Origin of the sequence: Pseudomonas sp. B20(2017), from assembly GCF_002113125.1 — a bacterium.
In the GTDB taxonomy this organism is placed as follows: Bacteria; Pseudomonadota; Gammaproteobacteria; order Pseudomonadales; family Pseudomonadaceae; genus Aquipseudomonas.
Genome location: NZ_NEJP01000017.1, coordinates 60,604 through 75,120, shown reverse-complemented (window position 1 = coordinate 75,120; position 14,517 = coordinate 60,604). Strand labels below are relative to the sequence as shown.

Annotated in this window: 14 protein-coding genes; 7 read left to right on the top strand and 7 right to left on the bottom strand. The window is 60.5% G+C overall.

Features of this window, described 5'->3' with window-relative positions; translation table 11 throughout:
- Positions 1-96: 96 nt before the first annotated feature.
- Both CAF63_RS22855 and rtcR read right to left on the bottom strand, forming a co-directional pair.
- Positions 97-354 carry a hypothetical protein gene (locus tag CAF63_RS22855; protein ID WP_085689167.1) on the bottom strand — a complete coding sequence of 86 codons (258 nt, stop codon included), beginning with the start codon at positions 352-354 and terminating at the stop codon, positions 97-99.
- Between the two features lie 131 nt (positions 355-485).
- The gene (rtcR, locus tag CAF63_RS22850; RefSeq protein WP_085689163.1) at positions 486-2,087 is read right to left on the bottom strand and encodes an RNA repair transcriptional activator RtcR; all 1,602 of its coding nucleotides are present in this window, start codon (positions 2,085-2,087) and stop codon (positions 486-488) included.
- A gap of 205 nt (positions 2,088-2,292) precedes the next feature.
- On the opposite strand from rtcR, the gene CAF63_RS22845 reads away from it, so the two are divergent.
- The 5 genes from CAF63_RS22845 (at position 2,293) to CAF63_RS22825 (ending at position 7,643) form a co-directional block, all read left to right on the top strand.
- Positions 2,293-3,906, top strand: a complete 1,614-nt coding sequence (locus tag CAF63_RS22845) for a TROVE domain-containing protein (protein ID WP_085689160.1) — start codon at positions 2,293-2,295, stop codon at positions 3,904-3,906.
- 238 nt (positions 3,907-4,144) lie between these two features.
- Positions 4,145-5,371, top strand: a complete 1,227-nt coding sequence (locus CAF63_RS22840; protein WP_085689301.1) for an RtcB family protein — start codon at positions 4,145-4,147, stop codon at positions 5,369-5,371.
- A 39-nt stretch (positions 5,372-5,410) separates the two neighbouring features.
- Positions 5,411-6,199 (top strand): nucleotidyltransferase domain-containing protein, encoded by a 789-nt coding sequence (locus CAF63_RS22835; RefSeq protein ID WP_085689157.1) that lies wholly within the window; start codon positions 5,411-5,413, stop codon positions 6,197-6,199.
- A gap of 8 nt (positions 6,200-6,207) precedes the next feature.
- On the top strand, positions 6,208-7,239 hold the full coding sequence (gene rtcA, locus CAF63_RS22830) for an RNA 3'-terminal phosphate cyclase (protein ID WP_085689154.1): 1,032 nt from the start codon (positions 6,208-6,210) through the stop codon (positions 7,237-7,239).
- Positions 7,240-7,313: 74 nt separating this feature from the next.
- On the top strand, positions 7,314-7,643 hold the full coding sequence (locus CAF63_RS22825; protein WP_039771542.1) for a hypothetical protein: 330 nt from the start codon (positions 7,314-7,316) through the stop codon (positions 7,641-7,643).
- Positions 7,644-7,700: 57 nt separating this feature from the next.
- On the opposite strand, the gene CAF63_RS22820 is transcribed toward CAF63_RS22825, so the two are convergent.
- The 4 genes from CAF63_RS22820 to CAF63_RS22805 all read right to left on the bottom strand — a co-directional run bounded on the left by CAF63_RS22820 (position 7,701) and on the right by CAF63_RS22805 (position 11,612).
- A complete protein-coding gene (locus tag CAF63_RS22820) occupies positions 7,701-8,114 on the bottom strand; it encodes a VOC family protein (RefSeq protein WP_074687707.1) in 414 nt (137 codons plus the stop codon).
- Between the two features lie 158 nt (positions 8,115-8,272).
- Entirely contained in the window at positions 8,273-9,217 is a 945-nt protein-coding gene (locus CAF63_RS22815) for an alpha/beta hydrolase (protein ID WP_085689151.1), read from the bottom strand.
- Between the two features lie 112 nt (positions 9,218-9,329).
- A complete protein-coding gene (locus tag CAF63_RS22810) occupies positions 9,330-10,328 on the bottom strand; it encodes an NAD(P)H-quinone oxidoreductase (RefSeq protein ID WP_085689148.1) in 999 nt (332 codons plus the stop codon).
- Positions 10,329-10,391: 63 nt separating this feature from the next.
- On the bottom strand, positions 10,392-11,612 hold the full coding sequence (locus CAF63_RS22805) for a YbfB/YjiJ family MFS transporter (RefSeq protein WP_085689145.1): 1,221 nt from the start codon (positions 11,610-11,612) through the stop codon (positions 10,392-10,394).
- A gap of 112 nt (positions 11,613-11,724) precedes the next feature.
- Between CAF63_RS22805 and CAF63_RS22800 the strand changes: the two genes are divergently transcribed.
- Together CAF63_RS22800 and CAF63_RS22795 are read left to right on the top strand one after the other, a co-directional pair.
- Complete coding sequence (locus CAF63_RS22800) at positions 11,725-12,600, top strand: LysR family transcriptional regulator (protein WP_085689141.1); 876 nt, start codon at positions 11,725-11,727, stop codon at positions 12,598-12,600.
- 327 nt (positions 12,601-12,927) lie between these two features.
- Positions 12,928-13,590, top strand: coding sequence for a hypothetical protein (locus CAF63_RS22795; RefSeq protein ID WP_143492488.1), 663 nt, complete (start codon positions 12,928-12,930; stop codon positions 13,588-13,590).
- A 50-nt stretch (positions 13,591-13,640) separates the two neighbouring features.
- Here the strand turns inward: CAF63_RS22795 and CAF63_RS22790 are convergent, their stop codons facing one another.
- Complete coding sequence (locus tag CAF63_RS22790) at positions 13,641-14,363, bottom strand: pirin family protein (protein ID WP_085689135.1); 723 nt, start codon at positions 14,361-14,363, stop codon at positions 13,641-13,643.
- Positions 14,364-14,517 lie beyond the last annotated feature (154 nt).

Genomic DNA, 14,517 nt, shown 5'->3' with positions numbered 1-14,517 from the left:
CTGGCCTGCCACGGCGGGATAAGCGTCATATAAAAAAGCCGATCGGAGAGATCGGCTTTTTTATGCCTGCGAAAACTGCTGAGGCGGCCAAGTCGCTCAGGGTTTCTTTTCTTCCATCCCATCCTTCGAGCCGCTGGATGTTTGCGCATCCTTCTCTGTCTCATGGGACTCCGCACCGGAGTTCGACCCCGAGGCTTCTTCACCCTTTTTGTCGGCCTTGTCTTCCTTGGATTCGGTGCCTCCCTGATTGACCCCAGGAATACCGGTAGGTGGGACGTTGCTTCCCGCCATCGCAAGCGGTGCGGTGGCGGATAAAAGACTTCCAAGCATGAGGGCTGCAATAGTTCTGTTCATCGTCGGGCTTCCGCGTCGGGTGAATAGAGTTTGGAAGTTCTGACGCGGTGTAAAGTGCCGGTCAACTGACGGGCGGGAACTTGTGAGTCACCGGCACGCACCCCGATCGTATCCGTTCGTTCACGGACGCTTCACTGCTCGCGCAGCTGGCTCCAGTCAATACCGAACCGTCCGAGGTACTTCCTCAATCGGTCCGCATCATTGGGCTGCGCCTTCGCCTGTCGCGACACGCCGAACAGTCGTCTGCCGGCATCCGACAAGCTGTCTGCCTGTCTGCAAACCTCCAGCACCGCTTTCAATTGCAATCGATCGAACAGATCCAGCGTCTCGGCATCGCCCGGCAGCTCATTTATTGTCCCGGCCGGTTGCGCCAGCCCCCACGCATACCGCAGCCGATCAATTTCCTCCTCGACTTGCGCTTCGTCGATTCGCCCGCTGTCGGCCAGTGTCGCCATGCGCGTGATCGAGGCCGAGAGTTCGCGAAAGTTGCCCAGCCACGCAGCTTCCCGTGAGCTGGCGAAACCCAGGTAGCGCCGTCGGGCTTCAAGATTGAAGCGCACCAGTTGGCCGTGTTCGCGCGCGTGGCGTTCAAGCTCAAAATCGATGTTGGGTTCGATGTCTTCGCGGCGGCCGGCCAGGCCTGGCAGGTCGAACGTCCAGAGGTTGATCCGAGCGTAGAGATCTTCCCGGAACAGGCCTTCGGCGACGCGACTGCGCAGGTCGCGGTGGGTGCCGGCGATAATCAGGAAGTCGCTGTCGACCTCCTTGTCCGAGCCCAGCGGGAAGAAGCGCTTTTCTTCGATGGCCTTGAGCAGCATGGCTTGTTCGTCCGCCCCCAGCTCGCCGATCTCGTCGAGAAACAACATGCCGCCGTCAGCCGCTCGCAGCAGGCCGTCGCGGGCATTTTGCGCGCCGGTGAAGGCGCCTTTGACATGGCCGAACAGCGCGGACATTGCACCGTCGCCACGCAGGGTGGCGCAGTTGACTTCAACGAAGCGTCCCTGCATTTGATGGCGACTGCGTTTGAGCTCGTAGATGCGTCGGGCGAGAAAGGACTTGCCGGCGCCGGTCGGGCCGATCAACAGCATGGGTGCTTTTGAGCGCACGGCCACGCGTTCGATCTGCTCGATGGAGCGGTTGAACGCGGTGTTGCGGGTGGCGATGCCGGACTTGAGAAATTCCAGGCCTTCCAGGCGTTTGTGGGTGAAGCGTGAGGCAATCCGGTCGTAGCGCGACAGATCCAGGTCGATCAGTGCGTGGGTGCCGGTGGCCGGCTCTTCTTCGCTCTTGCGGCGGGCGGGAGAGGTCTGGATCAGGCGCGCGGGCAGGTAGCGCGCCTCGGTCAGCAAGAACCAGCAGATCTGCGCGACGTGGGTTCCCGTGGTGATGTGCACCAGATAGTCCTCACGCTCGGTATCGAAGGTGTATTCGGAGGTGAAGTCGTGGAGGGCGCCGTAGACCTCTTCGAAATCCCAGGGGTTGCGCAGCGCCATCGGGTGCAGGCGCACTTCTGTGCCCGGCGACACCTGATGGATGTCCTCGCGAATACGTTCGGCCAGGCTCGCGTCCCGGGCATCCGTGCCGTGTATCAGTTCCAGTCGATGGATCAAGACGTCCGGTTGCTGACACAGGCCCACGCTAGGTCGCCAATGGTTCCAGCGGTTGGCGCCTTTGCCTACACGATCAAGGGTGGCTCCGATGAAACCGATGGCGACGGTGCGCTTGCTGGACATTGATTATCCTGAAAGATAAATGACGATATCCAATGATAGTGTTCGAGGGCGTTATTTGTCGTGACGAAAATTCAGGAGTACTCGCTATCGAAATAAAACCTTTAAAAATCAAATAGATAAGAATAAGTCACGAGTGTTTTCAAAAACTGGCACAGCGGCTGCAATACCTGTCGCAACGAACAGGACAACACAGCGAGACGCCACGATGGCCAACTTCAACCTCTTCAACACGCAATCGAAAAGCCTGCCGGCCTGCGACACCTTGAATGCTTCCGGAGCTGCGGCTTATGTCTACACGCCCAAGCATCAACTGGCCCAACTGGCCGTCACCGGTTGCCTGAATTCGACCTTCTACGCAACGGCTCAAAGTCAGTTGGATCAGGTGTTGAAGCTGGTGGCAGAACTGGACAGCCGCTTCGTGGCGAATGCCGCTCTTTACGCCCGTCAAAAGGGTCATATGAAAGACATGCCGGCGTTGTTGCTGGCGGCGCTGACGGCCCAGCGATCGGCTTTGGTGCCGGAGGTGTTCGGGCAGGTCGTGGACAGCGGCAAGATGCTGCGCAACTTCGTGCAGATCCTGCGCAGTGGCGCCACCGGTCGCCGCTCCCTGGGTTCTCAACCCAAGCGTCTGGTGCAGAACTGGCTGAACAGCGCGACCGAACGTCAGCTCTTGCAGGCATCGATCGGCAATCAGCCTTCGCTGGCGGATGTGGTGAGGATGGTTCACCCAAAACCGTCCGAGGCCTGGCGCGAAGCGTTTTTTGCCTGGGTGATCGGCAAACCGGTGGATGCACAGGCATTGCCCGCACTGACTCGCGATTTGTTGGCTTTTCGCAGCGGAGCGAGTGCTCAAGTGCCTGAAGTGCCTTTTCAATTGCTCGGTAACGAAACACTGAGCAAGGAGCAATGGGCAGCGCAGGCGCGAAATATGGGATGGCAGGGCCTGCGCATCAACCTCAATACGCTGGCGCGCCACGGTGCTTTTGAAGTACCGGGTTGCACCGAATACGTGGCCGCGCGGTTGGCGGATCCCGAAGCCGTTGCGAAGGCGCGGGTGTATCCGTACCAGTTGCTGGCAGCGTACCGGATGGTCGGCGATGACGTGCCGGCGCCGATTCGCGAGGCTTTGCAGGATGCGCTGGAGCTGTCGTTGACCAATGTGCCGAAGCTTCAGGGCGCGGTGGTGGTTTGTCCGGATGTTTCCGGCTCGATGGGCAGCCCGCTGACCGGGTATCGTCAGGGCGCGGTGGTGGTTTGTCCGGATGTTTCCGGCTCGATGGGCAGCCCGCTGACCGGGTATCGTCAGGGCGCGACCACGGCGGTGCGCTGCATCGATGTGGCGGCGCTGATTACGGCGGCGGTGTTGCGCAAACAACCGACGGCGCGGGTGATGCCGTTCGAATGGAAGGTGGTGGATATCACCCTCAACCCGCGCGACAGTGTGATCAGCAATGCCGAAAAGCTTGCGGGCATTTTCGGCGGCGGAACCTGCTGCTCGGCGCCGTTGAAGAAGCTGGCGGACAGCAAGGCCAGGGTCGATACGCTGATCATGGTGTCGGACAACGAATCCTGGATCGATGCGCGACGCCAGGGCGCCAGCGAGACAATGCTGCAATGGGAACGGATAAAGCGGATCAACCCCCAGGCACGCCTGATCTGCATTGACCTGCAACCGGGTTGGGCGACACCGGCAGCGGATCGTGAAGACATCTTGAATGTCGGCGGTTTCAGTGACGCGGTGTTCGATGTGATCGAGCAGTTCACCGCCGGCCGGTACGGACCGCAGCACTGGGTCGAAGCGATTGAAAGCATGGGATGACGCGATGAGCGACCCAATGAATTGATTTGTCACGGGCACTGAATGCCGGTGGGACTACATCCAAGACGTCTCACCAAACCCTTGTCAGTGTGCGTGACGGCACGAATGCCGATGGCTGTACATCTGAGGCCGGCTAACCCCGGTGCGCGGCAACGCGCAACAGTCATCAACCTTTGTCGTGCCACCTTTTTTGAATCTGCCGGCGAATGCCGGTGGAACTACCTGAAGAATCGAGATGATGAAAGAACACACTTACCAACTGCTGGAAGTCGCCAACGGCAAACCGATCAAGCTCTGGACCGAAGGCGTCCCGGTGGAAAACGAAGCGCGCGAGCAGTTGATGAACACGGCGAAGATGCCCTTCATCTTCAAGCATCTGGCGGTCATGCCGGACGTCCATCTGGGCAAGGGCTCGACCATCGGCAGCGTGATTCCCACGGTCGGCGCGGTCATCCCGGCAGCGGTCGGGGTGGACATCGGTTGCGGCATGATTGCCGCGCGAACCTCGCTGACGGCGGCCGATCTGCCGGACAATCTGCATGGCCTGCGCAGTGCCATCGAGCAAGCGGTGCCTCATGGCCGCAGTTCGACCCGCTCGCGCCGTGACAAAGGCGCCTGGGACGAGATTCCGCAACAGGCCGATCAGGCCTGGGCGGCGTTGAATCCACGCTTTAAGGCGATCACCGACAAGTACCCTAAACTGGCCGACACCAACAACCGCGGGCATCTCGGAACACTGGGCAGCGGTAACCACTTCATCGAAGTGTGCCTGGATGAGGCTAACCGGGTCTGGTTCATGTTGCACAGCGGCTCGCGCGGTGTCGGCAATGCCATCGGTAACCTGTTCATCCAGATGGCCCAGGCGGATATGCGTCAGCACATCGCCAACCTGCCGGATCGTGATCTGGCGTACTTCGAAGAAGGCAGCCGGCATTTTGATGACTACGTGGAGGCGGTGGGCTGGGCTCAGGATTTCGCCAAACAGAACCGTGCGCTGATGATGCAAGCGGTGATTCAGGCCACGCGGCAAATCATCCGCAAGCCATTCGACGTAGCGCTGGAGGCGGTGAACTGCCACCACAACTACGTGCAGAAAGAGCGGCATTTCGGCGAGGACATTCTGGTCACCCGCAAAGGCGCGGTGTCAGCGAAGAAGGGCGAGCTGGGGATCATCCCCGGTTCGATGGGCGCCAAGAGTTTCATCGTGCGCGGTCTGGGCAACGAAGAATCGTTTTGCTCCTGCAGCCACGGTGCCGGTCGCACAATGAGCCGTACCAAGGCCAAAAACACCTTCACCGTCGAAGATCAGATCCGCGCCACCGCGCACGTTGAATGCCGCAAGGACGTTGCGGTGATCGATGAAATTCCGATGGCCTACAAGGACATCGACAAAGTCATGCACGCCCAGCGTGAGCTGGTTGAAGTGCTGCACACCCTGCGTCAGGTGGTGTGCGTCAAGGGATAACGCGTGTCGCAAGGCACGCTGGAACAAGGATTGAAGGACATGAAATTCGAAGAACGTCACCCGCTGTGCAACACCATGCGCGCCCGGGTGCTGGAAGAACTGGCGCGCATAGAGCGCGAACGCAATGTCACGGTGCTGTATGCCTGCGAGTCGGGCAGCCGGGCCTGGGGCTTTGCCTCGCCGGACAGCGATTACGATGTGCGCTTCGTTTATGTGCAGAAACCGGAGTGGTTCGTCCAGGTCGATGCGCCAAGTGATGTGATCGAGCGGCCGCTGGATGACGAGCTGGATGTCAGTGGCTGGGAGCTGCGCAAGACCCTCGGGCTGCTGCGCAAATCCAACCCGACCTTGCTCGAATGGCTCGATTCACCGCTGGTTTATCGCAGCGAGACCGCAGCGGTTTCGCAACTGCGGGCACTGGCCGAGGCGTTCTACAGCCCGCCGGCCGCGCGGAATCATTATCTGTCGATGGCGAAGAAGAACTTCCGTGGTTATCTGCAAGGCGACAGCGTGCGGTTCAAGAAGTACTTCTATGTACTGCGGCCCCTGCTGGCGGTGCGCTGGATCGATCAGGGACGGGGTCGGCCGCCGATGACGTTCATCGATCTGCTGAGCACCGTCGATGACCGGGCCTTGCTCGATGAAGTCGACGAACTGCTTGCGCTCAAGCGCAATGCCGACGAGAGCGCCTACGGTCCTCGTCGTCCGGCGCTGCATGCGTTCATCGAAGCGGAACTCGAGCGAGCGGTACCGGCATTGCCCCGAACCCGGGAGGATTCGCGCCAGCTCGATCAATACCTGCGGGAAACCGTTGGTTTGTACGCATAAGGAAAAAAATGAAACAGGACGTTATTGAACTGGACGGCGCCATCGGCGGTGGCCAGGTGTTGCGCAGTGCGCTGAGTCTGTCGATGGTGACGGGCCAGGCGTTTCGAATAGAGCGGATTCGGGCCAGACGCAGTCGTCCGGGTCTGTTGCGCCAGCACCTGACCGCCGTGATGGCGGCAGCGCAGGTCTGCGGTGCGAAGGTCCAGGGGGCTGAACTGGGCTCGCAGACATTGAACTTCGAGCCGGGGCCGATTCGTGGCGGCGATTATCGCTTCGCCATTGGCACCGCCGGCAGTTGCACCCTGGTGTTGCAGACCTTGCTGCCCGCCTTGTTGCTGGCGCCGCAAGCCAGCCGCGTGCGGATCAGCGGCGGCACGCATAATCCGCTGGCACCACCGACCGATTTTCTCAGCCGCAGCTGGTTGCCGTTGCTGCGACGCATGGGCGCGGAGGTTGAACTGACGTTGCTGCGCCACGGGTTCGTGCCGGCAGGGGGCGGTGAAATCGACGTCAGGGTGCAACCATCGAAATTGTCAGCACTGCACTTGTGTGAGCGCGGCTTGCCGCTTTCGCAACAGGCGTTTGCGCTGACGGCGGGACTGGCGCCGAGTGTCGGTGTCCGTGAGCTCGAAAGGGTGGCCCAGCGATTGAACATGGCATCAGCGGAGTTGAACGCGGTCATCGTTGATCCGGCCTGTGGACCGGGCAACGTGTTGCTGCTGGAATATGCGTTTGAACACGTCACCGAGGTTTTCAGCGCTTTCGGTCAAGCCTCACTGCGTTCGGAGAAGGTGGCGGACGCCGCGATCGATCAAGCGACCGATTGGTTGCACAGCGGTGCGGCGGTAGCGGAGCATCTGGCTGATCAACTGCTGTTGCCGATGGTGCTGGCCGGAGGTGGATCGTTTACCACGCCCAGGATGACCGAGCATTTGCACAGCAACATTTCGGTGATCAAGCGTTTTGTACCGATCCACATCCAGTGCCAGGAAGAAGGCGCAGACCGGTTAAAGGTTGAAGTTCGCGCTCGGGAGCAATAGGCGGCAAATTGCTGGCCCCCGAAAGCTTTCAGTCCCGGCAAACTCGCCTTTTTTCAAAAGGTTAGGTGGGCTATATGCGGACGATTGTCATCACCGTAGCAACGCTTTCCCTCGCTCTGTTCGCGTTGGAGGCCCAGGCGAGGGAACTGAGCAAGAGCCATCGTTTTGCGTGTGCCTGGGGCTCGGACATCGCGGCCGGCGCGCAACAATCGAAGTTGTCAGGGATTTCCCTGTATGGCGCGCGCAAGCGCCTGCAGGCGCGCAAATTTCAGCAACCGTGGATGCGCATGACCGCCATGGGCATTACCGAGCAGACCTATGACAGCGCGTCGCGACTCAAGCCGGCGGCCGTCAAGCAGACCTACTACGAACAGTGTGTTCGCCACGAACTGGCACAGCGTTGAACGAAAAAGCCCGACCTGAAGAGGTCGGGCTTTTTCATGTCCGGAGCTGTGGCAGCGTCATTTGTCACTTTCGCAATTGACCATCCACGACACACCAAAACGATCCACCAGCATGCCGAAGCGGGCAGCCCAGAAGGTGGCTTCCAGCGGCATGTCGACGCGACCGTCCCTGGCCAGGGCGTTAAACACCCGTTCGGCTTCGGCGATGCTGTCGACATTCAGGGAAATCGAGCAACCGCTCATGCCTTGGGTCGGGCGGTCGGGCGTGGTATCCGAAGCCATGAGCATCTGATCGCCGACTTTCAGGCAGGTGTGGATGATCAGGTTGTGGTGCTCTTTGGGGACATGTTCGGCGGCTGGGGTTTCGCCGAAGGTCATCATCGCTTCGAGCTTGCCTTGCAGGCATTGCTCGTAAAACGTGAAGGCTGCGCGGCAGTCGCCGTTGAAGATCAGGTACGGGTTGATTTTCATGGGGGTGCTCCCGAATAGGCAGTGGAACGCCGCGCGGCCGGGTGTGCCGAAGCAGCGTCATGGATTGACTCCATCCAGCAAAGCGTTGGATCGCCGGATTGCCAGCCGATGCTGCAAGAATTTCCTTTCGGGGTGACCGATGGTCTACGGGGAGGGCGTCAGGAATCGCGCGGATTCCTCTGCACCGCAGCTCCCGCCACCCGGGCGGCAGGTCGTGTCTGCATCAGCGCATCGATCGCCTTGCGATAGTTTTGTCCGCCCAGCGCCATGCTGTTGTTGTGCGTTGCGCCGGGCACCAGCAACAGGCGTTTCGGCTGCCGGGCTGCGGCGAACAGTTGCTCGCTGAAGCGTGACGGCACGAATGCGTCGGCCAGGCCGTGTACCACCAGCAAGGGCATGTGGATCTCGGCGATCTTGTCGATGGAGTCGAATTTCTGCGACAGCAGCCAACGGACTGGAAGGGAGGTGTTGGCCACGGCTGCCGCCACATCCGCCAAGGAGGTGAATGTGGACTCGATAACCAGTCCGCGCACCGGCAATGGGGTGTGATGGTTGGCGGCATCGCGACCGAGTTCGGCAGCCAGATCGATGGCGACCGCGCCACCTAATGAATGCCCGTAGATCAGACGTTTGTTCGGGTCGGGTTGCAACAGCTGGAAGCGTTCCCAGGCCACCCGCGCATCCTCGTACACCGTGCTTTCCGACGGCAGATCGCCGTGGCTCTGGCCGAAACCGCGATAGTCGATGGCCAGTACCGAATAACCTGCCGCGCGCAATTGCTCGATACGGAACAGTTGCCCGGTGAGGTTCCAGCGCACGCCATGCAGATAAAGGATGGCCGGAGCATCCGCGCGCTCCGCCGGCCACCACCAGGCGTGAATGTTTTGCCCGGCCTTGAAGCTTTTCGGTTGCAGATCGAGTTCCTGCACGCTGCCGGGCAATCCGTGATACCAGCCGGCCGTGCCCGGTTCGATGCGAAACAGCAGTTTGCGCTCGGTGTGTTCCAGCACGGCACAACTCGCCGGCACGCCGATAATCAGGGCGGCCATGCAGGCGAACGCCAGACGGCGGCGTCGAAGTCGGGTCATGAAGGCAAGGAACATTAAACGTTTCACCAGGGCGTGGACAAAGAACGCTTTTTACCAGATGCCTCGACCCGCGCGTGACATTTTCGACCACCGCACGCCTGCAACGATTACAAAATGCTGCAACGACTCAGTCGATCTTCAGCACGATCTTGCCGATGTGGTCGCCCGCTTCCATGTGCGCATGGGCCTTGGCTGCGTCGGCGAGCGGATAGACCTTGTCGATGATCGGCAGGCAGCGCCCGGCGGCCAGCACCGGCCAGACGTGTTCGCGCAATTGATCGGCGATGGCGGCTTTTTCCGTCGAGGTACGGGCGCGGAGGAGGGAACCGGTGACCACCGCACGTTTGCCGAGGATCGCCAGCAGATCGATGTCATTGGCCCGTGCGCCGCCGAGGAAACCGAGCATCACCAACCGCCCATCCATTCCCAAGGCACTGATGTTCCCGTTGAGGTACGAGCCGCCCATGATGTCGAGGATCACATTGACACCCTGGCCGGCGGTTTTCTCGGCGATGACTTCCGCGAAATCCTGATCCCGGTAGTTGATCGCTTCGCCGCCCAGATTGCGGATCGCTGCACATTTGTCGGCGCTGCCGGCGGTGGCGAAGGCTTCGATGCCAAACTCGCGGCACAGCATCAACGCGGTGGTGCCGATGCCGCTGGTGCCGCCGTGGATCAAGGCGCGCTGGCCACGGCTGGCGCCGCCGAGGCCGAACAGGTTGGCCCATACCGTGAAAAAGGTTTCCGGAATTGCAGCTGCCTGAATCCACTCCAGCCCATCGGGAATCGGCAGGGCCTGGCCGGCCGGGACTGTGCAGTACTCGGCGTAACCTCCGCCATTGCTCAGCGCGCAGACCCGGTCACCGACCGCGAATGTGCTGACGCCATTGCCGACCGCCACGACTTCACCCGCAACTTCAAGGCCCGGGATCGGGTTCATGCCGGGTTTCATCGGGTACTTGCCGGCGCGTTGCAGGGCGTCCGGGCGATTGACGCCGGCGGCGTGCACGCGGATCAGCACTTCGCCTTCTGCGGCGACCGGCAGCGTCACGCGTCGGGATTTCAGAACCTCGGGCCCACCCGGTTCGGTGATTTCGATTCGGGTCATTTCAGTGGGCAACGTCATTTTCGATTCCTCTTGAAAAAGTGGTCAGTAGATGGGAACGCAGTCAGGGCGCAATGACTCCCGTCATTCGGCGCAGCAGCGTTGTTCGACGGAGGAGGGCAGCAATTTCATGGCGTGCTCAAGTATCAGCGCGATCACGATGGCACCGCCGGCAATCACAAAGAGCAGCACATGCTGTCCGCCCGTGGCGTTGAACAGCGCCGAATAGGCGAATCCGGCCAGCGCCTGAAACGTGGCGAACGACACCGTGGCGCGGCTCCACGCCACCTGTTGGCGATGATGATCCGGCACCAGCTCATGCACCCGGGCCAATGCCAGCGGGACAATGCCCGGTGGAAACGAACCGAGGATCACCGCCAGCAGCGCCAAGGCGAGGAACGAATGCGAAATGGCCAACAAGCCAAGGGTGATCGCCTGCACCACCAGCACCAGACGAATGCCGGTCCGCGCGCCGAGATGATCGGCGAGGAAGCCATAACTCACCGGGCCGACGATGGCGCCCAGTCCGTACATGATCCAGATCAGCGCACCGACGTGCGACCCGGCGCCCAGTCCACGGGCGACGTAATCCACCAGAAAGACCATGGCCGGCACCAGCCCGGCAGCCATGAACGCGTACTGGGCAAACAGCAGATAAACAGCAGGCGGCGTTGGTTCTGCCGGATCTACCTGAGCCGTTGCGGTGGTTGCATGGGGCTGCTCCGAAGGCCAGCCGAACCAGCTCAATGCCGTCAGTGCCAGTGACAAAACGCCCAATCCCAGCCAGGTCGCTTGCAAGCCCAGACTTAACAGCAGCGGAACAATCGTGCCCGAGCCGGCGATGCCCAGACCGATACCGAGGAAAATCGCCCCGCTGGCCAGGCCTTTGCGCTCGGCGGGTACATGGGGCAGCACGGTCGCGGCCACCAGCACCATGATCGCGCCGCCCGCGATGCCGGACAGCAGGCGCCAGCCGAAATACCAGCTCACCGACACCGGGTACGCACAGGCGAAAAACGCCACGGTCACCGCCAGCATCATCAGGCGCAAGGCGTTTCTCTGGGTAAGCCGGCGTGCCAGCGGGCGACCGAGGAGGGCGCCGATCAGGTAACCGACCAGGTTGGCCGCGCCGAGATAGACCACATCATGGGCGGAAAACCACTGTGCCTGAATCAGCGAAGGGATCAGCGGCGTGTAGGCGAAACGCGCCAGACCGATGCTGACCAGGCTGGCGCAGAGTCCGGCGAAGATCGCCAGCCAGACACTCGTTTCCGGACGCTCGGGGGAAGCAGTTGAAATGCGCATGACGGCAATCCTGTGGAAAGGTTTATGGCGCCCAGCATATCGGCTATCGTTGCTGCGTTAATGCAGCGAGTTTGCGTTGTTGTGATGCGTTTATGCATCAATAGAGGACGATATGAACTGGGATGATGCACGTGTGTTTCTTGCGGTCTGCCGCGAGTCGACATTACGCGGCGCCGCGCGTGTGCTGGGCGTGGATCAGGCGACAGTAGGGCGACGCATCACGGCGCTGGAAAAGTCGTTGGGCGCGACCTTGTTCCTGCGCACCTCCGAGGGCTATGCACTGACGGCTGTCGGCGAAGCGGCGCTCAAGTCGGTGGAAAAAATGGAGCATTCGGCGCTGGAGCTGGAACGGCGTATCCAGGGTCTGGACGATCGCCTGACTGGTAGCGTACGCGTCAGCACCACCGATTCGCTGGCCATCGATTTCCTGATCCCGGCCATCGCGCAGTTGCACGAACAGCATCCGGACGTGCGCGTGCAGCTGGACGCCTCTACGCAGATCCTCAGCCTGGCCAAACGTGAAGCAGACATCGCCGTGCGCAACACCCGTCCCGATAACCCTGACCTGATCGCCCGGCGCATCGCGCGTTGGCCGGTGGGGTTATTCGCTTCGCAGGCCTATGTTGACAGCCATGGCGTGCCGACGCCGGGCAGTGCGTTCGAGGGCCATGATCTGGTGGTGTACCAACCGTATCTGCAGGGCAACAAGGACCTGACCCTGGTGACCGAACCCGTGAATCGCGGGCGAATCGTCGCCGGTCTGAGCTCCAGCCTGCTGGTAAGACGCTCGATTGCCGCCGGGCTGGGTGTAGGAGAAATCCCGGTCTACATGGGCGAGCGCGATGGACTGGTCAGGCTGTGGCCGGAGCGTACGCGGCCATTGCCTTATGAAGTGTGGCTGGTGACCCACGCGGATTTGCGCCATACCGCGCGGGTCAGGGCGGTGATCGAACAGATTGTCGAAGCGTTTGCGCTGGAGAATGAGTAGTCCTTGATCCCGTGTAGGACGGCTACATCAGCTGACGATCTTGCCTACAACAGGACCAGAATCCGCTGGCTTGTGAGTTTTTGGACCGGGCCCTATCGTTTCTTACACCCGGAGTGATCAGGTGAAACGCTCCGAGGTGATCAATCCAGGGAAGTGTTGATAAACGTCAGAGGTGCGGAATTGATTGCAAGGGAATTCAGCCAATTTCAAGCAAGCGACATGGCCGGGCAAACGGATAGTACTGAGTCTATGAACTACATAACGCGAGACGAATTCAGCGCCAGGATCGAGGTCATCGAGACAAGAATCGACGCACGGATCGAATCCATGTCCGCCAAGATCGATGGCTTTCTGACCCAGCAGGCCGAGCGAGACAAGGTGAGGCTGGAGCAGGAGCAATCGCAGGAAGCTGCTCGACTGGAGTTGGAGGCAACTCGGCTGGAGCGAGAGCGCTCTCAGGAAGAGGCTCGACTGGAGCGAGAGCGGTCTCAGGAAAAGGTTCGACTGGAACAGGAGCAGGCTCGGAAAGAGGCTCGGCTGGAGCGAGAGAGGGCTCAGGAAGAAGTCCGCCTGACTCGGGAGCGGTATCTGGAGGACCTTCGCCAGGAGCAAGAAGGGATTCGGCTGGCAAGGGAAAAGGCCAATGAAAAAGCCTGGCTGGAGCGAGAGAAGACTGAGCAAAGAATTCGTCTGGCGCAGGAAAAGGTTCATCAGGAGCGCGACAAACGTTATGCATTGATGACGGCTCGTATGGATCGATCCCTGGAGCGTATAGACGAGGCCATGAGAATGGTCTCGACGAACAAGGCGAACTACTGGGCCGCGACCACCGTACATTTTCTGGGGATGGTTGCCATTCTCGTCGGCTCCTACTACGCGAATCAGGCAAATGTGCTCGTCACGATGCAGACAACCCTGGCAATGGTCCAGTCGGTGAAAGAGGCCGGAAATCCCGCGCCGGCAGTGCTGATGACCTTGCCTGCAGAATGAAAAACGGCCTTCAACGAAGGCCGTTTTTTCGAGCAATGAAAACCACCGACTCATGGCATTTCCGGCAGTTCCTGCGGACGCAGGTCAAACACCAGGACTTCGGCATCCTGGCCATTGCTCAGGGTCAGTGCCTGTTCTTCACGAACCCGCACGCCGTCGCCTTCCTTCAACTGCACGCCGTTCAGTTCAACGCTGCCGCGAGCAACGTGCACGTAGGCATAGCGGTTGGCAGGCAGCTTGAGGGTGGCGCTTTCCTCACCATCGAACAGTCCGGCATACACTCGTGCATCCTGGCGCACTTTCAGCGAGCCGTGGCTGCCTTCGGGCGAAATGATCAGTTGCAGGCGACCGCGTTTTTTCTGTTCGCTGAAGTGCTCTTGCTGGTAACGCGGTTTCGCGCCGCTGACGTCCGGTACGATCCAGATCTGCAGGAAGTGCACAGGCTTGGTCGCCGAATGGTTGAACTCACTGTGGGCCACGCCGCTGCCGGCGCTCATCAGTTGCACATCGCCGGGGCGGATCACCGAACCGGTGCCGAGGGTGTCCTTGTGTTCCAGCGCACCTTCGAGCACATAGGAAAAAATCTCCATGTCACGGTGAGGGTGCTGGCCGAAGCCTTTGCCGGCGGCGACGCGGTCATCGTTGATCACCAGCAGGTCGGAAAAACCCTGTTCACGCGGGTCACGGTAGCTGGCGAAGGAAAAGGTGTGGAACGACTTCAACCAGCCATGATTGGCCAGACCACGGTCGGAAGCTTTGCGAAGGGTCAGCATGATGAAATCTCCTTTCAGGACGTTGATTCGTCCGAGTGAGGAGAAGGTTACTGTCTATCTATTCGTGCAATAAGTAGATGGAAATTGAAATACTGTCTCGTTTAAGTTGACAGATTCTCGATCGCTCGACGTTTTTTTCACCGCGTTCGCGTGT

Excerpts from the sequence above, each read along its gene's own strand:
- rtcR (WP_085689163.1), bottom strand. The coding sequence starts at position 2,087 with ATGTCCAGCAAGCGCACCGTCGCCATCGGTTTCATCGGAGCCACCCTT.
- CAF63_RS22855 (WP_085689167.1), bottom strand. The coding sequence starts at position 354 with ATGAACAGAACTATTGCAGCCCTCATGCTTGGAAGTCTTTTATCCGCC.
- CAF63_RS22825 (WP_039771542.1), top strand. The coding sequence starts at position 7,314 with ATGCGGACGATTGTCATCACCGTAGCAACGCTTTCCCTCGCTCTGTTC.
- CAF63_RS22840 (WP_085689301.1), top strand. The coding sequence starts at position 4,145 with ATGAAAGAACACACTTACCAACTGCTGGAAGTCGCCAACGGCAAACCG.
- CAF63_RS22820 (WP_074687707.1), bottom strand. The coding sequence starts at position 8,114 with ATGAAAATCAACCCGTACCTGATCTTCAACGGCGACTGCCGCGCAGCC.
- CAF63_RS22810 (WP_085689148.1), bottom strand. The coding sequence starts at position 10,328 with ATGACGTTGCCCACTGAAATGACCCGAATCGAAATCACCGAACCGGGT.
- CAF63_RS22800 (WP_085689141.1), top strand. The coding sequence starts at position 11,725 with ATGAACTGGGATGATGCACGTGTGTTTCTTGCGGTCTGCCGCGAGTCG.
- CAF63_RS22805 (WP_085689145.1), bottom strand. The coding sequence starts at position 11,612 with ATGCGCATTTCAACTGCTTCCCCCGAGCGTCCGGAAACGAGTGTCTGG.
- CAF63_RS22845 (WP_085689160.1), top strand. The coding sequence starts at position 2,293 with ATGGCCAACTTCAACCTCTTCAACACGCAATCGAAAAGCCTGCCGGCC.
- CAF63_RS22815 (WP_085689151.1), bottom strand. The coding sequence starts at position 9,217 with ATGTTCCTTGCCTTCATGACCCGACTTCGACGCCGCCGTCTGGCGTTC.
- CAF63_RS22835 (WP_085689157.1), top strand. The coding sequence starts at position 5,411 with ATGAAATTCGAAGAACGTCACCCGCTGTGCAACACCATGCGCGCCCGG.
- rtcA (WP_085689154.1), top strand. The coding sequence starts at position 6,208 with ATGAAACAGGACGTTATTGAACTGGACGGCGCCATCGGCGGTGGCCAG.
- CAF63_RS22790 (WP_085689135.1), bottom strand. The coding sequence starts at position 14,363 with ATGCTGACCCTTCGCAAAGCTTCCGACCGTGGTCTGGCCAATCATGGC.
- CAF63_RS22795 (WP_143492488.1), top strand. The coding sequence starts at position 12,928 with ATGTCCGCCAAGATCGATGGCTTTCTGACCCAGCAGGCCGAGCGAGAC.